Origin of the sequence: Kocuria sp. KRD140, assembly GCF_017168375.1 — a bacterium.
Taxonomy (GTDB): Bacteria; Actinomycetota; Actinomycetes; order Actinomycetales; family Micrococcaceae; genus Kocuria; species Kocuria marina.
In genome coordinates this window covers 433,240-451,673 of the sequence record NZ_JABFAW010000007.1, presented here as the reverse complement: position 1 = coordinate 451,673, position 18,434 = coordinate 433,240, and the positions used below count along the sequence as shown (strand labels likewise).

The 18,434-nt window shown below is 69.2% G+C and carries 16 protein-coding genes and 1 pseudogene; 12 read left to right on the top strand and 5 right to left on the bottom strand.

What is annotated here, in order from left to right; translation table 11 throughout:
• Positions 1 to 150: 150 nt before the first annotated feature.
• From J1M36_RS08455 to J1M36_RS08435, 5 genes are all read left to right on the top strand, one after another.
• Complete coding sequence (locus tag J1M36_RS08455) at positions 151 to 2,163, top strand: hypothetical protein (protein ID WP_193519320.1); 2,013 nt, start codon at positions 151 to 153, stop codon at positions 2,161 to 2,163.
• Positions 2,164 to 2,207: 44 nt separating this feature from the next.
• Positions 2,208 to 3,368, top strand: a complete 1,161-nt coding sequence (locus J1M36_RS08450) for a histidinol-phosphate transaminase (RefSeq protein ID WP_206479042.1) — start codon at positions 2,208 to 2,210, stop codon at positions 3,366 to 3,368.
• A gap of 94 nt (positions 3,369 to 3,462) precedes the next feature.
• Positions 3,463 to 4,644, top strand: a complete 1,182-nt coding sequence (locus tag J1M36_RS08445; RefSeq protein WP_193519033.1) for a thiamine pyrophosphate-dependent enzyme — start codon at positions 3,463 to 3,465, stop codon at positions 4,642 to 4,644.
• Entirely contained in the window at positions 4,641 to 5,615 is a 975-nt protein-coding gene (locus J1M36_RS08440) for an alpha-ketoacid dehydrogenase subunit beta (RefSeq protein WP_064847424.1), read from the top strand. Before J1M36_RS08445 ends, J1M36_RS08440 begins: the two co-directional genes overlap by 4 nt.
• Positions 5,616 to 5,669: 54 nt before the next feature.
• Positions 5,670 to 7,244 (top strand): dihydrolipoamide acetyltransferase family protein, encoded by a 1,575-nt coding sequence (locus J1M36_RS08435; RefSeq protein WP_193519032.1) that lies wholly within the window; start codon positions 5,670 to 5,672, stop codon positions 7,242 to 7,244.
• A 3-nt stretch (positions 7,245 to 7,247) separates the two neighbouring features.
• Here the strand turns inward: J1M36_RS08435 and J1M36_RS08430 are convergent, their stop codons facing one another.
• The gene (locus J1M36_RS08430) at positions 7,248 to 7,913 is read right to left on the bottom strand and encodes a DNA-3-methyladenine glycosylase I (RefSeq protein ID WP_082943480.1); all 666 of its coding nucleotides are present in this window, start codon (positions 7,911 to 7,913) and stop codon (positions 7,248 to 7,250) included.
• A gap of 201 nt (positions 7,914 to 8,114) precedes the next feature.
• Between J1M36_RS08430 and J1M36_RS08425 the strand changes: the two genes are divergently transcribed.
• Positions 8,115 to 8,753, top strand: a complete 639-nt coding sequence (locus J1M36_RS08425) for a hypothetical protein (RefSeq protein WP_193519031.1) — start codon at positions 8,115 to 8,117, stop codon at positions 8,751 to 8,753.
• Positions 8,754 to 8,811: 58 nt separating this feature from the next.
• Here the strand turns inward: J1M36_RS08425 and J1M36_RS08420 are convergent, their stop codons facing one another.
• The 4 genes from J1M36_RS08420 to J1M36_RS13005 all read right to left on the bottom strand — a co-directional run bounded on the left by J1M36_RS08420 (position 8,812) and on the right by J1M36_RS13005 (position 12,906).
• Positions 8,812 to 9,837 (bottom strand): hypothetical protein, encoded by a 1,026-nt coding sequence (locus J1M36_RS08420; protein WP_064847421.1) that lies wholly within the window; start codon positions 9,835 to 9,837, stop codon positions 8,812 to 8,814.
• The gene (locus J1M36_RS08415; RefSeq protein ID WP_342358313.1) at positions 9,834 to 11,141 is read right to left on the bottom strand and encodes an ATP-binding protein; all 1,308 of its coding nucleotides are present in this window, start codon (positions 11,139 to 11,141) and stop codon (positions 9,834 to 9,836) included. The genes J1M36_RS08420 and J1M36_RS08415 overlap by 4 nt, the downstream gene beginning before the upstream one ends.
• A gap of 19 nt (positions 11,142 to 11,160) precedes the next feature.
• The gene (locus J1M36_RS08410; RefSeq protein ID WP_085106122.1) at positions 11,161 to 11,877 is read right to left on the bottom strand and encodes a response regulator transcription factor; all 717 of its coding nucleotides are present in this window, start codon (positions 11,875 to 11,877) and stop codon (positions 11,161 to 11,163) included.
• Between the two features lie 63 nt (positions 11,878 to 11,940).
• Positions 11,941 to 12,906, bottom strand: coding sequence for a hypothetical protein (locus J1M36_RS13005; protein ID WP_098055077.1), 966 nt, complete (start codon positions 12,904 to 12,906; stop codon positions 11,941 to 11,943).
• Positions 12,907 to 13,062: 156 nt separating this feature from the next.
• Between J1M36_RS13005 and J1M36_RS08400 the strand changes: the two genes are divergently transcribed.
• The 6 genes and pseudogenes from J1M36_RS08400 to J1M36_RS08375 all read left to right on the top strand — a co-directional run bounded on the left by J1M36_RS08400 (position 13,063) and on the right by J1M36_RS08375 (position 18,398).
• Entirely contained in the window at positions 13,063 to 14,772 is a 1,710-nt protein-coding gene (locus J1M36_RS08400; RefSeq protein WP_193519030.1) for a long-chain-fatty-acid--CoA ligase, read from the top strand.
• Between the two features lie 78 nt (positions 14,773 to 14,850).
• A complete protein-coding gene (locus J1M36_RS08395) occupies positions 14,851 to 15,252 on the top strand; it encodes an AMP-binding protein (protein WP_064847417.1) in 402 nt (133 codons plus the stop codon).
• Between the two features lie 163 nt (positions 15,253 to 15,415).
• The gene (locus J1M36_RS08390) at positions 15,416 to 15,763 is read left to right on the top strand and encodes a hypothetical protein (RefSeq protein WP_206479041.1); all 348 of its coding nucleotides are present in this window, start codon (positions 15,416 to 15,418) and stop codon (positions 15,761 to 15,763) included.
• Between the two features lie 15 nt (positions 15,764 to 15,778).
• A pseudogene (locus tag J1M36_RS08385) lies at positions 15,779 to 16,198 on the top strand (MFS transporter); the annotation flags it as partial.
• 186 nt (positions 16,199 to 16,384) lie between these two features.
• Entirely contained in the window at positions 16,385 to 17,266 is an 882-nt protein-coding gene (locus J1M36_RS08380; protein ID WP_098055071.1) for a LysR family transcriptional regulator, read from the top strand.
• Positions 17,267 to 17,297: 31 nt separating this feature from the next.
• Positions 17,298 to 18,398, top strand: a complete 1,101-nt coding sequence (locus J1M36_RS08375; protein ID WP_035964038.1) for a mandelate racemase/muconate lactonizing enzyme family protein — start codon at positions 17,298 to 17,300, stop codon at positions 18,396 to 18,398.
• Positions 18,399 to 18,434: the final 36 nt, after the last annotated feature.

Sequence of the window (18,434 nt, the reverse complement as noted above, 5' to 3'; positions counted from 1 at the left end):
AGCACCGGATCCTCGGAGGACGCAGCTGTGCCGGCCGCGGGTGAGGAACAGGCCGGGAGGCCGACCGTGCCGGTGGAGGGAAGTGGCCCCGCCGCCGTACCGGACGCGGAAGATGTGGGCGCCTCGTCCCCGCGGGACACCGCCGTGAGCATGGAACACGGCGTGACCGAGGTCCACGGGCGGGCCGAGGACCTCCAGAGCGAGCTGTTCACCCCGGGTTCCGGGGAGCGCCCCGCGCCGGACGGGTACGGGGATCCCGAGCGGGTCGCGGCCGCTGCGGAGGGCGCGAGAACCAGCATGGAGGTCTCGGGTGGCGTCCCGGGCGGCGGCGCGTTCAGCGTGAACACGGACGTCATCTCGGGGATCGAGGGCTCGCTCACCGCGGTGGCCGAGACCGTGGGCGGCGCCCTCGCCGGGCTCGTCCCGGTCACCGCCGAACTGCACCTGTGGTCCCTCACGGGTCAACCGTCCCTGGCGGGTGCGGGGGCGCTCGCCGATCTCGTGAGCCGCGACCTACTCGGGCAGATGGCCGGGCTGAAGGCCTCTGCCGCACGACTGGTTCTCGCGCGGCAGAACTACGAGACCGTGGAGAGGGCGTTGATGTCCCTGCTGGCGGGGCCGGTGTGGGGCTCACGCCTGTACGGTGTGACCCGCCCTCTGGCCCGGGATTGCGGTCGGGCCCTGGGGGACTTGGACGTCGCACTGGCTCGCGCGGGGATCGACTCACCGCACGAATTCCTCCAGAGGGTCCAGCCGTGGCAGTACGGGGTCATCATCCGGGGAGGTGGTCCGCGCGGGACCGACGCCCTCATCCGTGGGCCTGGCCTGGACGATCTCATGGAGGGGCTGCTTCAGTACCCCGTCGTGCCCGGCCGGAATGCCTCCGGGTCCCACACCGCCCCGGGAGCCGGTGCGGACGCACCAGTGCCCGGTGCCGTCGCGGCGGAGCCGGGCGGGAGAACCGGCGGTGCGGCGTCGTCGGCGCCGAGGCCCTTAACGCTGGGCCAGCACGCGCGAGCGCTGGCCGTGGGGTTGCTCACCGCGTACGGCAGGTCCGAGAAGACCACTGGGGGCGCGGGCGACCCGTGGCGGGATGCAGCGGGGGAGGAACCCGGGGTGCTCGGGGCCATGCTCGCGCCCGCCTCGGCCGCCGTGCTGTCGGTTTCTCTGGCGGGCATCGCGTGGTACACGCCGTATCGCAAGGGGCGCCGGTTGACCCCGGCAGAGGCCTTCGACCGCGGTGTACCGGCTGCCCTGCGACCGGTGCTCGCCCCGCGCGCGTTACGCGAGGCACGCCGGGAGGTGTTCACCGGGGTGACCGCCGCGAACGCGGCCCGCCACCACATGACGGGCATGCCCGAGCGACCGCTTCCGGCGGGGGTGCGGCACGCGGGAGCCGTGCCCACCACGATCGCGGGGACCGCCGCGGCGCTCAAGGACGCCAAGAACATCGTCTCGGGCGCGGGCCCGGACGGGGCGCAGGTCGAGAACAGCACGGTCATGGTGCAGAAGGCCACGGACGGGAACGGGAGGACGGCGTACTCCGTGGTGCTGACCGGGACCGAGAAGTGGGAGGACAGTCCCGGCGTGCATGATCTGAAGGGGATCGGGCAGGGCATCACGGCGCAACCGGACGCTGCACTCACCGAGCTGCCCCAGGCGCAGCGCATGGCCGTGCAGGCGCTGCAGGACGCGGGCATCCGCTCCGGGGACACCGTGGTGCTCACGGGCCACAGCCTGGGCGGGATCGACGCCGCTGGGCTGGCTGCCAACCGTGCGTTCCGTGAGCGTTATGACGTCGCCGCGGTCACCACGTTCGGTTCGCCCGTGGGGGACTTCGAGATCCCCGAGGGCACGTCCGTGATGGCGGTGGAACACGTGGACGACGTCGTGCCCACCCTGGACGGCGTGCCCAACCCGGATGCCGACCACCGATCCACGGTGCGCGTGAACACCCCCTATCAGGATGCGCTGACCCTGAAGCAGGGGTTCAGGGGGATCGGGGCGCATGAGATGTACGTGTACACGGTGGGCGCCCAGGGGATCACCGATTCGCGGCACCCGGTCGTGGTGGCCCATGAGCAGCGGCTCGCGGACGCGGTGCCCCATGGGCCCGGGACGCGCACCGAAACGTACGTCTACGAGGGACGGGAGGAACACTGAGGCACCGACGAAGTGGGGCGGTCCCTGGCGTTAGCATGGCAGCTATGGAAACTTCCACGCCCGCTCCCGGATCGCAGGGGTCACCGCAGCGGACCACGCGCGTTACGCCGCGGGCGGTACTCGGCAAGCTCCCCGCGTACGCCGCGGGCAAGTCGGCCGCCGGGATCCCCGGTCTCGTGGCCTACAAGTTGGCATCCAACGAGAACCCCTTCGGTCCCGTTCCGGCCGTGCGGGAGGCGCTCGCGTCCTTCGACGCCTACAACCGCTATCCGGATCCCGCCGCGAGCGCCCTGCGTGAGGCCCTGGCGCAGTACCTGGACGTCCCCGCGCAGGACGTCGTGGCCGGTGCGGGCAGCCTGGGCGCACTCAACCAACTGCTCGCGGCCTTCGCCGGTTCCGGGGAGGACGGTCGCCCGGACGAGGTGATCCACGCGTGGCGCTCGTTCGAGGCGTATCCGATCTCGGTGGGTCTGGCCGGCGCGCTCGGCGTGCAGGTGCCCAACCTCCCGGACGGCTCGCACGATCTCGACGCGATGGCCCGCGCCGTCACCGACCGCACGCGGGTCATCCTGCTGTGCACCCCCAACAACCCCACGGGCCCCAGCCTGCGTGACGACGCCGTGCGCGAGTTCCTGAAGCGGGTCCCGTCCCACGTGGTGGTCGTCGTGGACGAGGCGTACTGGGAGTTCCAGCGCGCCGAGGGCCTGGCCGACGGCATCGAGCTCTACCGTGATCACCCCAATGTGGTCTCCCTGCGCACGTTCTCCAAGGCCCACGGTCTGGCCGGGCTGCGGGTGGGTTACACCGTGGCCCAGCAAGAGGTCACGCAGTACCTGCGCCAGAGCGCGCCGGTGTTCAGTGTCACAGAGGTGGCCCAGCTCGCTGCGATCGCGTCCCTCACGAACATCGACCAGGTCGAGGAACGGGTCCAGCGGGTCGTGGACGAACGGGAGCGCGTGCTGCGCGGACTCGACGACCTGGGGTGGCAGTACCCGCCCACCCAGGCGAACTTCGTGTGGCTGCCCCTCGGGGAGCACGGCGAAGCGTTCTCCCAGCTGTGCGATCAGCACGCCCTGTCCGTGCGGCGTTTCGGTGCGGAAGGGGTGCGCGTGAGTTTCGGGGAGCCCGAGGCGAACACCCGGTTCCTGGAACTGTGCGCCGCGTTCCCGCACCCCAGCACCATGCCCTTGCCTGGGCAGCCCTGAGACCGTTACGAGTACCGAGACCCCCGCGCACGCCCGGATCGCCGTGACGGTGGCGAGACGGCAGGCGAGGACAGCGGAAGGACCGACACCACCCATGGCATCACGCACCCACGCAGGCGCCGTGCCCAGCACGCTCCCGCGTCACCAGATCCTGGACGAACAGGGGGCGATCGCGGACGATGCCCTGTTGTCCCCGTACGTCGCGGACGTCACGGTCGAACAGTTGCAGCACCTCTACCGTTCCATGACCGGGGCGCGGCGCGTGGACGAGGAGGGTACCTCGCTGCAGCGTCAGGGCCAGCTCGTGCTGTGGGTGCCCCTGCGGGGTCAGGAGGCCGCCCAGGTCGGTTCTGTGTGGCCCACGCTGCCCACCGACCGGATCTTCCCGTCCTACCGCGAACACGCCGTGGCCTTAGAACGCGGTGTGGCGCCGTCCGATCTGATGCGGTTGTTCCGCGGCATCACGGCCGGGGGCTGGGACCCGGAGAAACACAACCTGAACCTCTACACCATGGTGCTCGCCTCCCAGGTCCCGCACGCGGTGGGTTACGCCATGGGAACCGCCCTGGACCGTAAGGCTGCCCAGGATGCGGGCACTCCGCCGGAAACCGACCCGGAGGCCGTCATCGCGTACTTCGGGGACGGTGCGAGCACCGAGGGTGAGATCCACGAGTCTATGGTCTTCGCGGCGTCCTACGACGCCCCTGTGCTGTTCTTCATCCAGAACAACCAGTGGGCCATCTCGGTCCCGTTCGCGACCCAGTCCCGCGTGCCCCTGGCCACGCGCGCGGCCGGTTACGGCTTCGAGGGGTTGCGCGTGGACGGCAACGACATCCTGGGCGTCGTCGCGGCCACGCGGTACGCGCTCGAGAAGATCCGCGCGGGAGAGGGTCCCGTGCTGATCGAGGCGGAGACCTACCGCATGGGGGCCCACACCACGGCGGACGATCCCACCAAGTACCGCGAACGGGACGAGGAAGAGCAGTGGGGCCACCTGGATCCCGTGGACCGGCTGCGGGCCCACTTGCGGGACGCCCACGGGGTCGAGGACGAGTTCTTCGAGGCCGTGGCGCGCGAGAACGACGAGATCGCGCAGCGCATGCGCGCGGACGTCCTGGCCATGACCCCGCCCCGGTTCGAGGACTCCTTCGCCAAGGCGTACGCCGAGCAGCATTCACTGGTGGACGCCGAACGCGCCGAGTACTTGGACTACCAGGCGGGCTTCGCGCCCCAGGACGAGATGGACGACCACGACACCCGAGGAGCCGGCGCGTGACACAGCTGACCGTGGCCAAGGCCATCAATGCCGGGCTCGCACGGGCCATGGAGGAGAACCCCAAGGTCATGCTCATGGGGGAAGACATCGGCTCCCTGGGCGGCGTGTACCGCGTGACCGAGGGGCTAAAATCCAGGTTCGGTGCGCACCGCGTGCTGGACACACCCCTCGGTGAGGCGGGGATCGTGGGCACCGCGGTGGGCCTCGCCGAACGCGGGTACCGGCCCGTGTGCGAGATCCAATTCGACGGGTTCACGTTCCCGGCGTTCAACCAGATCACGACCCAGCTGGCCAAGATCCACGCCCGCTCGGACGGGCAGCTCACGGTTCCCGTGACGATCCGCATCCCGTACGGAGGTGTGATCGGCTCCGTGGAACACCACTCGGAATCCCCGGAGGCGCTGTTCGCCCACACGGCGGGACTGCGCTTGCTCGCGCCGTCGAACGCGCAGGACGCCTACTGGATGTCGCAGCAGGCCATCGCGTGCGACGACCCCGTCATCATCTTCGAACCCAAGCGCCGGTACTGGCTCAAGGGCGAGGTGGACGAGAAGACTTCCCCGGGGGACCCGTTCAAGGCCTCCGTGATCCGCGAGGGTGAGGAAGCCACGATCGTGGCGTGGGGACCGCTCGTGCCGGTGGCGCTCGCCGCCGCCGAGGCCGCCCGGGAGGACGGGCGCAGCGTGGAGGTCATCGACCTGCGCAGCCTGTCACCCATTGACTTCGACACCGTCACGGCGTCCGTGCGCAAGACGGGTCGCCTGGTGATCGCCCACGAGGCCCCCACGTTCGGTGGTCTGGGCGGGGAGATCGCCGCGCGCGTCACCGAGCGTGCGTTCTACTCGCTCGAGGCTCCCGTGCTGCGCGTGGGCGCCTACCATCTGCCCTATCCTCCCGCAGCCGTGGAGGAGAACTACGTCCCGGATCTGGACCGGGTGCTCGAAGCACTCGACCGGTCCTTCGCCTACTAGAGCATCCACCCCACCGTGATCCGGCGCGGACACGGTGGCCCGGAGGGAGAAGTCATGTCCCAGGTATTCACACTGCCCGACGTGGGTGAGGGTCTGACCGAGGCCGACATCGTGGCCTGGAAGGTGTCCGAGGGGGACACCGTGTCCGTCAACCAGGTGCTCGTGGAGATCGAGACCGCCAAGTCCGTGGTGGAGCTGCCCTCGCCGTTCGAGGGCACGGTCCAGGAGATCCTCGTCGCGGAGGGGGACACCGTGGAGGTGGGCACGCCCATCATCTCCGTGAGCTCCGCCGACGACGCTCCCGCCGGTGCCACTGACCCCGGCTACACGGGTTCCGCCCCGGAGGACGGTCTGGCCGACGCCACCGCGCCCGACACCGCCGCGTCGACCGGTGAGGACGCCACGTCCGGTTCGGGGCGCAGCATGGACTCCGCCCAGGGCAAGGCCCTCGTGGGCTCGGGGCCCAAGGCGGACCCGGTGCGTCGGCGGCGTCGTACCCGCGTGGGCATGCGCACGGACGCCGAGGCGCCCCAGGGTCTGAGCGCCTCGACCTCCCGCGCCGACGACGCCGCGGGGCCGGCCGACGAGCGCAAGCACGGTTGGGCGGACCGGTTGTCCCGCACGGGACTGGGAAGTGCCGCCGTGGACCTCGCGGAGAAGGCCGGGAAGATTCGGGACCGCGGGGAGTCCTGGTTGAAGTCTCGGGACGAGGGTGCCGAACAGGGGCCCGCCTCGGCGTCGATCCCGCGCCGTCCGAACCTGGCCAAGCCCCCGGTGCGCAAGGCGGCCAAGGAGATGGGCATCGATCTCGCGGACGTGCAGGCCACCGGCGACGGCGGCCAGGTCACCAAACGCGACCTGCTCGCCTACGCGGCACACCTGCGCGAGGTGGAGGACGGCCCGGACACGTTCTGGACCCACACCGGCCAGCCGGCCAACGTGCGGGAGGAACGCATCCGCGTCAAGGGCGTGCGCAAGGCCACCGCCCAGAACATGGTCAAGTCCGCCTTCAGCGCGCCCCACGTGTCGATCTTCGTGGAGGTGGACGCCTCACGGACCATGGAGTTCGTCAAGCGGCTCAAGCAGTCCCCGCACTTCGAGGGTGTGAAGGTCACGCCGCTGTTGATCCTGGCCAAGGCCGTGATCTGGGCGGCCGCCCGCAACCCGCAGGTCAACGCCACGTGGACCGACACCGAGATCATCATCAAGCGCTACATGAACCTGGGTATCGCCGCGGCCACGCCCCGGGGTCTGCTGGTTCCCAACATCAAGGACGCGCAGGACCTCAGCCTCCGGGAGCTGGCGATCGCGCTGCACGAGCTGACGCAGACCGCGCGCGCCGGGCGCACCCAGCCGGGGGACATGCAGGGTGGGACGCTGTCCATCACGAACATCGGTGCGCTGGGCATCGACACGGGAACCCCCATCATCAACCCCGGTGAAGCCGCCATCGTGGCCTTCGGGACCATCAAGCAGAAGCCGTGGGTCGTGGACGGGGACGTCATCCCGCGGTGGATCACGACCCTGGGGGGTTCCTTCGATCACCGCGTGGTGGACGGTGACCTCTCCGCGCGGTTCATGGCGGACGTGGCCCGCATCCTCGAGGAACCCGCTCTGCTGCTTGACTGATGCTCAGCCGCCGTCGCCCGGCTCCGTGCGGAAGCACCCGGCGAGGTGGCCCGGTGCCCGGCCGATGCGCTGCAACCATCGGTAGGCGGTGACCGGGCCCACCAGCACGATGCCGTGGGATCGCAGCACCTGGGACAGTCGGCGGGACTCCGTGGAACTGTCCGGGAGTTCCAGCGCGTTGTCCGGCGCCGCTTCCGGGGCGTCACCCGGGAAGGGCACCCCGGCCTCCTCGAGCAGCGCGAGCCACCGGTCCATGTCCCAGTCCCGGCACACCTCCGCGTTGTGGATCACGGCCTCGATCTTGGCGCGGTTGCGGATGAGTTCGGCGTTGACGAGGAGGTCGTCCACGTCGTCCTCGTCGAACAGGGACACGCGGGCGGGTTCGAGATCGGCCATGTGGAGGTACCACGAACCGTGGCGCGCGGACTGCGACCACCGGGCCAGCCCCGAGTCCACGAGTTCCAGGGTGAGCGTGGCGAAGTACTCGTCCGCGCTCGAGGGGGCCGTCCCCCAGTCGTGATCGTGATCCGCGAGCGCCCCGGGTGTGCTCACGGCCCACGGGCAGCGCCCCAACCCGTCCCCGCAGTGCACCACCCGGAAGGCGGTGTGGGGCGTGGAATGTGAGGTGTCCTGGGCATCTGCCGAGGTGGTCTCCGATGAAGTCGTCATGGCAGCACGCTAGGGCGGGTGGTGTCCTGTGATCCGCGCTCGCGGGCCCCCGGGTATCACCGGCGTGTGAACCCGCCCGGCGGGCGCGCTGTGCAGGGCGATTGCCGCGGGGCGGGACCGTCGTGGATGAGGCGGGTACATGGGTGTCTCGGTCCGGCCGGTGCGGGGGGGTGCTACAACTACAGCTTTTCCCAATTCGCGGTGGGTACGGACGCGAACGGGCTGACGGGCACAGCCATCTCGCAGGTGAACGCGCCGTCCGTCACGGTCACCACGAGAGTTGTCCGTGGCGGCAAAGCTGAGGCGGTGAATCCGCGCAGTGTCGGCCCGTCAACTGGGATGTACAGTTCGAAGTTCAACGGCAAGTTCGATTACCAAGGCGAGCAGAACGGCTACCCGACGAGCACAGCCCCTTATCCCATCTCCGGGCTCACCCAGGCATCTCCCGGGCTCGTGCTGAACATCGGGTACAACACGACCACCAGGGTGACGTTCGAATTCCCGGTCCCACTGACGTCGGCGAGCATCACCATCCTGGACATCACCCGGTTAAACAGCACCCTGTCGAGTGGCGCATACCAGTACACAGACACCGTGACGATCGATCAACCCTGGGTCATGACGGGGGACTTGACGTCCGCCAACGCGACGAGGGGTGCTGCGGGGGCCACCTTTTTTCGTTCGGCGGAGTACGTGAGTTCACAGACGAAAACGGTACGGAACGTCATGAGCACGAACACGACATCGCGGTTCTCGTCCCTGACCTTCACCTATACGGCGCCGGTCGCGGGCGGGTGGGAATTCCTCGCCATTCCCAGCATCAGCTTCTGCGTGGCCTGACCGGGAGACGCAGCGCCGCGGCGTCGTCATGCGGAATGCATGCTCGAGGCATCCGGGGTCAGAAAACGGAAACGGCCCCCGTGCCGTCTGCGATCTCCACGGCCACGGGATCGGCGTCCGGGTCCTGGGAGTCGTGGACGATGAACACCGCGGTGGGGTCACCCGGGGGCAGAGCCCGCACGGTCACGGCGCCGGAGCGGGCGTTCGCGAGGATCGCCGAGAGCTGCTGTGTGGTGGCTTCCAGAACCTCGGGCGACGGAGCACTGCCGCGCTCGTCCAGGATGTCCACGGTGATCCCCCGGGCACGTGCCGCGCGGGTGAGCTCCAGGATGTAGGGCGTCGCGATGGAGCGACCGCGGATACTGTCCCGCAGTTGGGCCTCGGTGAGGCGGAACTGCTGGACGTCGTAGTCGGTCACCTCGGAGGAATCCTTGGCGATCTGCTCCAGCAGCCCACCGGCCAACCGGCGGACCTCGTCCACCCGCCGGTTGGAGGCATAGCGCATCCCCTTCTCGGCCTCGTCGCGGCTGCGCGCGGTGGCCAGTAGGCGCTGGGTGTCCTGTCTGCCCCGCATGAAGAAGTCGTACTGCCGCTCGACCATCCACGTCACGAGCACCACGGCGATGCCCACCACGTGATATGCCTCGATGGGCATGATCACCCCGTTGACCACGGGCCACCGGCTCACGGACAACACCGTGACACCGAGCCACACCGCGAAGGCCCAGCCGGGGCGGCGTCGCATCCCCAGGCCGAACAACAGGGCGATAAACCCGAGATGGAACCACGGGGTCTGTCCCGCCTGCAGCGTCACGGGGGTCGCGGCGTAGCCCTGCTGGGCGGCCACCAGGAACAGGACGGACGTCAACGCGGTGGGGATCAGGGGGAATTGGGAACCGTCCCAGCGGGGTAGCGCGATGATGGACCCGGCCAGCGCGTAGTTCACCACGGACACGGCCAACTGCTCGGGTCGGATGGAATCCTGGAGGTAGCCCACGGCGGCCACGAAGGGTGCGCAGAATGCCGCCAGCAGGGTGAGGCGCATGTGGCGGTGGGCGAAGACCGCGCGCGTGGACCCGCTCATGCCGTCACGTCCTTGGGCCACACCAGCGTCACACGCGTCCCACGCCCCGGTGCGGTGTCCAGGGACACTCGTCCGCCGATGGACTCAAGGTTCTCCACGATGGACACGCGCACCCCGAGCCGCCGGTTGGGGACGTCGTAGTAGTTGAAGCCCCGGCCGTCGTCACTGATCGTGAACCGCAGGAAGAAGCCCTCGGGATTGGTCCCGCTGGCGGGGCACAGCTCACCCTCCATCGACACGGTCGTGTACTCACTGCCCGAGTGCCGGGCGCTGTTGGACACCGCTTCCGTCACGGCCTGGGTCAAACCGTGCGCCACGTCCGCGGGGACGAACACCCGCGGTTCGCCCACGGGCCGCATGGGTGCCCGCAGGTTGGTGAATCGCACACGTGCGCGCCACGGGGCGAGGGCCTCCATGAGCTCGTCCATGAGCACGTGGACCATCACGGTGTGGTTCGCGGAGGGGCGGTCGGACTCCTCGGCCAGGATGTCCAGGGCCCGTGCGGCGAGCTGGCGCGTGCGCTTGGGTAGGACACCCCGGGTGCGGGAGGCGTCCAACAGGGCGGCCATCACGTTGTCGTGGATCAACCGGTCGATTCGCTCCTGGTCGGCGGTCTCCGAACGGCTGCGCCGCAGCGCGAGCGTCTGCGACAAGGCCTCGGCGTAGGCGATGTCCATGCGCTCGACACCGTGCTTGCCGGCGGTGAGGACCACCACGAGCATGAGGCTGAACACCATGCGGGAGAGTCCCGCCGTGAGCCATGACTCCGGGATGGGCTCCGCGGTGATGAGCAGGGCGGAGATCAGGGCGTACACGCCCTCGTTCATGATCATGTACAGGATGGCGGCCGTGGGGCTCCACAGCACCGCCGCCGCTCCCACCGCCAGGATGATGAACCCCGAGATCCAGGGGTTCTGGGGCATGGGCTCACCCGTCCACGCGAGCGGCAGGGCCAGGATGGCCGCGGAGACCACGGCCGTGTAGGCCAGGAACACCCAGGGGCGCACGGAATGACGCAACCCATAGAACAGGGTGAGGCCGGTGAGCACCGCGAGCGCCAACAGGAAGATCGTGTACCACCCGTGGAGGGAGTGCTGCTGTTGCGCGAAGATGGGCAGCACCTCGATCAGGTGGGTCACTGCGAACACGCCGAAGCCGATCATCGCGAACCAGTGGGCGCGGTAGGTGTTCAGCCCGAGCTCGTCCGGGGCGGTGGTCGCGAAGAAGCGCTTCCACCGCAACCGCGTGTTGACCGTCCGGTAGGAGCGGGCCCGGCCCTCCGGTGGCCTCCCCAGCAGGATCACGGGGTGTCCGGTGGGGGAATCACAGCTTCTTCTCGGCGCTCGTCACGTCGTCCTCGGGGTCCACGAGACCGTCCTCGATCGCGCGGATCCGCAGGTCGATCTTGGTGGGGGCCGGGCGCCCGATCCGCGCGTACTTCTCACGGATCCGGTCGATGTTGGTCTTCACCGCGGACTGCTTGATCCCCATGCGGCGGGCGACCTGCACCTGGGCGAACCCGGAGGCGTACAGGCGCAGGGTCTCGCGTTCGCGCGGGGACAGGGCGGCGCGGGAGAACTCGACGTCCCCGTCGATGGCCGCGGCCAGTTCCTTGGTGATCACGGGTTTGCCGTCCGCGATCGCCCGCGCCTCCTCGATGGCGTGCTCGAGCGGGTCCGATTTGCGCACCAACCCCAGGGCGCCGGCGCGCAGCGCCTCGCGGATCAACCCGGCGTTCTCGCCGATGCTGAAGATCAGCACCTTCATCCCGGCGCTGCGCAACCGTTCCACGTTGCCCGCCGGGCGTGACTTGTCCGCCAGGGACAGGTCCAGCAGGACGACGTCGCACTCGATGCGTTTCGAGCCCTGCGCGGTGAGGGCGGGATTCTCCGGGTCCCGGCCCAACTGGTCCAACAGGGTGGACACGGAATCTGATGACCCCACGAGCTTGACGTCCGCGAGCGATGTCATGGACACCAGACGCACGCCTTCACGGACCACTTCATGATCGTCGACTACGGCGACGAGTGTTGAAGGCATAGAAATTTCCTCCGTACTCCCCAGTGAGGACCCAGCCCAGACCCTCGACAGAACGGAAGTCTACTAGCTTATTGCATTCGAAACCGTCCAGGCGTCCACTTTACGGTGGTAGCGCATGCCCCACACCCCGCCCAGGACCGCGCCCGCGAGTCCCAGCAGCACGAGACCCGCGAGCGCGATGAGACCCATTCCCACATCGCTCCCGATCAGCTCCTGCGCGACCCAGCGGGGACCGGCCGCCGTGGCGGCGTCGGCCCACAGCAACACCGCGACCGAGGCGACGGCGCGCGCCAGCAGGGACCACAGCCACACGCTCACGCCCTGGGCGACCCCCGAGAAGCGCGCCATGCGCCCGGCCACGTACCCTCCCGCGATCATCGAGAGCAGTTCCACGACGCCCAGGACGGCGACGGCGATCCACGACTGCGCCGCCCCCGGCGCCTGCCATGCCCGGGCCAGGGTGTCGCCCGCTCCCCGGGTCACGTCGAGGCCCAGCTGGGGTCCCAGCAGCCCGGCGAGCGTGAGCAACAGGCCACCCAGTGAGATGGCCGTGAGCAGTCCCAACACCCCGGGGATCAGTTGCATACCGCCGAAGTGCTGGCGCTGCCGCCGCCGCAGTTCCTCCACTGTGGGCCGGGCCGCGGCGGTGGAGCCCTCCGGGCGCACCGCGGGGCGCATGGAGTCCCACGCGGCCTCGGCCGAGATCCGCTCGCTCGGGGGTGTGAGGTGGTCGTCGCCCACGGGGTCCGTGTTGCCGGAGCGCTCGTCCCGCGGGTGCAGGCGTCCGGAGGCGACGCCGGTGCGTCCCGTGCGCGGTGCCGTGTCCCGGGCGGGGGAGCGGACGTCGTCGTACGGGGAGACCGACGGCAGGGTGGCGGTGTCGCCGGCCGCGGCGTCGTCGTGCCGGACCCCGGGACGGGGGAGGGGGCGCGTGGCCTGGGCATCGCCGGCGGGGCTCACCCGGGAGGTCGGCTCGGTCCAGGGTGCGTTGCCGTCATCGAGAGGATCGCGAGCGGTGGAGGGGGACATGGAGGGCCTCGATTCGGCGGGGATTCCGGTGGCGGGTCCCCAGAAGTCTATCGAGACCGGGACCGTGGGACGGGTCCGGGACGCCGGGTGCGACGTCGTCGTGGGACGCGGGCGAATGTCCCACGGCGGGACGGGCGGGACGGTAGCCTCGCTGACATGGCTGAGACGAATTCCCGAGACTTCCTGGCGACCCGCCCGTGGACGGCGAGCTACGACCCCGGCGTTCCCCGAGACCTGGAGCTGCCCGAGACCTCCCTGGTGCACATGCTCGAGAAATCGGTGGCCCGCCACGGCGCGAAGACGGCGGTCGAGTTCTTCGGCGCGGGAATGACGTACGCGCAGCTCGGTGACCAGGTGCGACGGGTCGCGGAAGGACTGCGGCTGCTGGGCGTGCAGGCCGGGGACCGCGTGGCCATCGTGCTGCCCAACTGCCCCCAGCACATCGTGGCCTTCTACGCCGCCCTGCGGCTCGGGGCCATCGTGGTGGAACACAACCCGCTGTACACGACCCCGGAACTGCGCCACCAGTTCGAGGACCACGGTGCGCGCGTGGTGATCGCGTGGGACAAGATCGCCGCGAGGATCACCGGGATGCCCAAGGACCTGGCCGTCGAGCACGTCGTGGCCGTGGACATCACCGCGAGCATGCCCACGATGATGCGCGTGGGACTGCGCCTGCCCCTCAAGAAGCTCGCCGAGCAGCGCCGAGAGCTCACCCAGCCGGCCCCGGGGACCATCGCGTGGAAGTCCCTCGTGGACTCCGACCCGATCCGTGAGGACCACCCCCGGCCCGCGGCCACGGACATCGCCCTGCTGCAGTACACGTCCGGGACCACGGGCCTGCCCAAGGGCGCCATGCTGAGCCACCGCAATCTGGAGTCCAACGCCGTGATGGGCCAGCACTGGTTGGACAGCTCGTCCGACGAGGTCGTCTACGGCGTGCTGCCCCTGTTCCACGCCTTCGGGCTGACCCTGGGTGTCACGTTCGCGATGTCCCTGGGCGCTAAGCTCGTCCTGTTCCCCACCGTGCGCGCGGACCTCATCCTGCGGGCCATGAAGAAGAGCATGCCCACGGTGCTGCCGGCCGTCCCGCCCGTGTACCAGAAGGTGCTCGACGCCGCCGCTGAGCAGGGGAAGGATCTCACCGGCATCCGGGTGGCGGTGTCCGGAGCCATGACCTTGCCCGTGCCCCTGGTCGAGACGTGGGAGGACGCCACGGGCGGGGTGCTGATTGAAGGCTACGGCCTCACCGAGTGCTCCCCGTTGGTCGCGTGCAACCCCCTCAACGAGCACCGCCGTTCGGGTTCGATCGGCATCCCCTTCCCCAGCACGGACGTGCGCATGGTGGATCCGGAGACAGGTGAGGACGTTCCCGTGGACGCGGAGGGTGAGCTGCTGGTCAAGGGCCCCCAGGTCACGCAGGGCTACTGGAAGCGCCCCGAGGAGACCGCGAAACTGTTCACGGAGGACGGCTGGTTGCGCACCGGTGACATCGTGACGGTGGACCAGGACGGCTTCCTGCGCGTGGTGGACCGGATCAAGGAAGTGGTGATCACGGGCGGCTTCAACGTGGCCCCCTCCGAGGTGGAGACCGCCCTGAAACTGCACGACAGTGTCGCGGACGCGGCCGTGGTGGGCATCCCCAACGACGACGGCAACGAGACCGTGGTTGCGGCGGTCGTGCTGGAACCCGGGGTCACCCTAGATGAGGACGCCCTGCGCAAGCACTGCTACGACAAGGTCACCCGCTACAAGGTGCCGCGCCGGATCGTGGCCATGGACGACCTGCCCCGCACGATGCTCGGTAAGACCCTGCGGCGAGCGGTCAAGCAGGACATCATCAAGAACAACCTGTTGGACTCCTGACACCTCATCGGCCGGGATCAGCTCGGTCGGAACAACTCCTGCCGAACGGGCGTGCGCCACGGGGGCCGGGGGGCCTACATGGGGCTCAACCACCCCGCCCTGCTGGAGACGTTCTTCGCCGCGGGGTCGATCGGGGCGGCCGCAGTCCTGGTGAACCCCCAACTGCGGCAGGCGGAAGTGGAGTACATTCTGGGCGACTGCGGTGCCACCACCGTGGTCTTCGGGCAGGACCAACGCGAGAATGCTGCGGGTCTGGAGGCCGAACTGACCGGCGTGCGCTCCTGGGTGAGTGTGGACGGCGGCGGACCCGGGGAGGAGTACGAGCGGTTCCTGGCCTCCGGTTCCGAGGAGCTCGTGGACGAACCGGTGGAGCAGGACGACCTGGCCCTGATCATGTACACGTCCGGGACCACGGGCCGGCCCGAGGGTGCCACGCTCACGCACCAGGCAACCTCTTCTACCAGTACGTCAACACCCTGATCGGTCAGGACCCGCGCCAGGACGAGGACCACCTGGCCGTGGCGCCCCTGTTCCACATTGCCGGGCTGACCATGATGACGCTGCCCACATTCATGCTGGGCGGGACCATTATCATCCACCGTCAGTTCCGCACCCCGGACGTGGTGACTCCGGGGACATCGCCGTGGAGGACGAGGACGGGTACCTCTACACCAAGGACCGCATGAAGGACATGTACATCTCGGGCGGGGAGAACGTGTACCCCGCGGAGGTGGAGAAAGCCCTGCCGGGTCTCGAGGAGATCCAGGAAGCGGCCGTGATCGGTGTGCCGGACGGGCGTTGGGGCGAGACCGGCCGCGCGTTCGTCGTGCTGTTCGAGGACGCCCCCGAGCTGAGCGGGAACGAGATCCTCACCCGGCTGCGCGAGGGGCTGGCCACCTACAAGCTTCCCACCCGGGTGGAGGTCGTGGCCGAACTGCCGCGCACCACCACGGGCAAGATCCAGAAGAACGTCTTGCGCGAACGTGCCTGATCCCGAGGAATCACCATGTCATCAACCACCGCCCCGGGGACCGAGCTGCGGTCCATGGATCGCAGGCCGCAGGACAGGGAAGCGCACCGCGTGATCCTCTCCAGGTACCTGGGCTCCACCATCGAATACTACGACTTCCTGCTCTACGCCTCCGCCTCCGCGCTGGTGTTCCCGCACGTGTTCTTCCAGGACCTGGACCCGGTGGCCGGTGTGATCGCCTCCTGCGGGACGTTCGCCGCGGGCTACCTCGCGCGGCCCCTGGGCGGTGCGATCTTCGGTCACTTCGGGGACAAACTGGGCCGGAAGAAGATGTTCATCCTGCCCATGTTCGTCATGGGTATCGGCTCCACGCTGATCGGGCTGATCCCGTCCTCCGCGAGCATCGGTTCGTGGGGTGCGATCCTGCTCATCCTGCTGCGCGTATTTCAGGGCATCCCGGCTTCCGCCGGTGTGCACTTCGACGACGACGACGCCCGCTCGGGCCCGCGCGCACCCACCCTGCCCGGGGAGGTGCGTACGGAGCTGGGCGGGCGTCGTCGAATTCTGACAATATCTATTTCTAATCCCTGTGATTATGGCTAAAATCCATATCAAGGTGGCGGACGCGGACCGGGGAGAACCATGGAGCTTCGACAACTCAACTACTTCATCGCAGTGGCGGAGGAGCGGCACTTCGGCCGTGCCGCCAAACGCTTGCACATGGCGCAACCGCCGTTGTCGCAACAGATCCGTCAGCTCGAGGAACAGCTCGGCGTCAAACTGCTGGACCGCACGACCCGGCGCGTGGACCTGACTCCGGCCGGACAGGAGCTGCTGGACCGCGGACGTCAGATCATCAACGAGGTGGAGACGCTCAAGGCGGACGTCTACCAGGTGGGCAACGGCGCCACCGGGGTGCTGCGCGTGGGCTTCTCGGGCTCGGCCACCTACAGCGTCATGCCGCGGCTCGTGCGCCACGCCAAGGAGCAGCTGCCCGGGGTCTCCCTCACCCTGCAGGGCGAGATGCTGACGCCAGCCATGGAGGCAGGACTGCGGGACCACACGCTCGACGCCGCGATCCTGCGCCCTCCCGTGGCATCCCAGGACATCGAGTACCGGATCGTGGGCCGGGAGAAGCTCGTGGTGGCCATGCCCAGCGACAGCCCCCTGGCGTCCGGGCGGCCCGTGGCGGCGAACGAACTGCAGGAGCAGAACTTCGTGTCCTACCCGCCGGAATCGGCCGTGTACCGCACCGTGTCCGAGATGTGCCGCCGGGCGGGCTTCCAGCTGCGCATCGCGCAGGTCACCCACGAGACCTCCACCATGCTCTCGTTTGTCGCGGCCAGCAGCGGGATCGCCGTGGTCCCCGAGTCCGTGCGAGCGCTGCAGCTCGAGGGCGTGCTCTACGCGGGCCTTGAGGATTCCCCCGTGACCGAGATGGCCGTGGCCTGGCGGCGGGACGACCGCTCGGCCCTGCTGGGCAATTTCCTGAACCTCGTCATGGACGTCACCGACCACGACTGACCCGAGCACCACCCGCTCAAGAAAGGCGACCATGAACATCACCCGCATCGAGGCGATCCCCTACTCGATCCCCTACGTGCACCCCCTGCACTTCGCCTCGGGTTCCGTGACGGAAGCGGACCACGTCCTCGTGCGGGTGCACACGGACGAGGGCATCGTGGGCACCGCGGACACCCCGCCCCGGCCGTACACCTACGGTGAGACCCAGAAGTCCATCGTGGCGGTGATCGAGGACATCTTCTCCCCGCAGCTCAGCGGTCTGGACGCCTTCGCCCGGGAGCGGATGCAGACCGTCATGGACCGCACCTTCCACAACCAGACCGCCAAGGGCGCGGTGGACATCGCCGTGTGGGACGCGATCGGCCAGCTGCTCGGACAACCCGTGTCCACGCTGCTGGGCGGGTACACCGACCACATGAGCGTCTCCCACATGCTGGGGTTCAAGCCCGCGGAACAGCTGCTCGAGATCGCCCTGGAGTTCCGGGAGACCTACGGGATCACCACCTTCAAGCTCAAGACGGGGCGCCACCCCGTCTCGCTCGACGTCGAGGCCGCCCGCGTGCTGCGCGAGGGCCTGGGTCCCGAGGCGCGGATCTACATGGATGCCAACCGCGGGTGGAGCGCCAACGAGGCCTCCGAGGTCCTGCGCCTCACCGCGGACCTCGGCATGGAGTTCCTCGAGGAGCCCGACGACGCTCGGGAAGTCATGGGCCGACGTCGCCTCGTGAGCACCTCGCCCATCCCGATTGCCGCGGACGAGTCCGCCCCAAACCTGGGCACGGCGGCCAAGGAGCTGCTGAGCGGGGGAGCGAACCTGCTCGCGATCAAGACCGCGCGCTCGGGCTTCACTGAGGCCACCAAGATAGTGGGTCTCGCGGAGGGCCTGGGCGTGGACGTCTACGTGGGCAACCAGATCGACACCCAGGTGGGGACCATCGCGTCCGTGACCTTCGGCGCGGCCTTCTCCCACACGTCCAAGCGCGCGGGGGAGCTGTCCAACTTCCTGGACATGGCGGACGACCTGTTGGCCGAGCCCCTGCGGATCGTGGACGGGAAGATCCACGTGCGGGACGTCCCCGGGGTCGGCACCGTGATCGACGAGGACAAACTCGCCTACTACCGGGCCCGCTGAGGCGGGCCCACCCCGTCCCTCGCGCGGGGCGGGGTG

Coding starts and splice junctions, on each gene's coding strand:
- J1M36_RS08430 (WP_082943480.1), bottom strand. CDS start 7,913: ATGACGACTTCATCGGAGACCACCTCGGCAGATGCCCAGGACACCTCA.
- J1M36_RS08450 (WP_206479042.1), top strand. CDS start 2,208: ATGGAAACTTCCACGCCCGCTCCCGGATCGCAGGGGTCACCGCAGCGG.
- J1M36_RS08420 (WP_064847421.1), bottom strand. CDS start 9,837: ATGAGCGGGTCCACGCGCGCGGTCTTCGCCCACCGCCACATGCGCCTC.
- J1M36_RS08395 (WP_064847417.1), top strand. CDS start 14,851: ATGGGGCTCAACCACCCCGCCCTGCTGGAGACGTTCTTCGCCGCGGGG.
- J1M36_RS08400 (WP_193519030.1), top strand. CDS start 13,063: ATGGCTGAGACGAATTCCCGAGACTTCCTGGCGACCCGCCCGTGGACG.
- J1M36_RS08410 (WP_085106122.1), bottom strand. CDS start 11,877: ATGCCTTCAACACTCGTCGCCGTAGTCGACGATCATGAAGTGGTCCGT.
- J1M36_RS08380 (WP_098055071.1), top strand. CDS start 16,385: ATGGAGCTTCGACAACTCAACTACTTCATCGCAGTGGCGGAGGAGCGG.
- J1M36_RS13005 (WP_098055077.1), bottom strand. CDS start 12,906: ATGTCCCCCTCCACCGCTCGCGATCCTCTCGATGACGGCAACGCACCC.
- J1M36_RS08375 (WP_035964038.1), top strand. CDS start 17,298: ATGAACATCACCCGCATCGAGGCGATCCCCTACTCGATCCCCTACGTG.
- J1M36_RS08445 (WP_193519033.1), top strand. CDS start 3,463: ATGGCATCACGCACCCACGCAGGCGCCGTGCCCAGCACGCTCCCGCGT.
- J1M36_RS08435 (WP_193519032.1), top strand. CDS start 5,670: ATGTCCCAGGTATTCACACTGCCCGACGTGGGTGAGGGTCTGACCGAG.
- J1M36_RS08455 (WP_193519320.1), top strand. CDS start 151: ATGGAACACGGCGTGACCGAGGTCCACGGGCGGGCCGAGGACCTCCAG.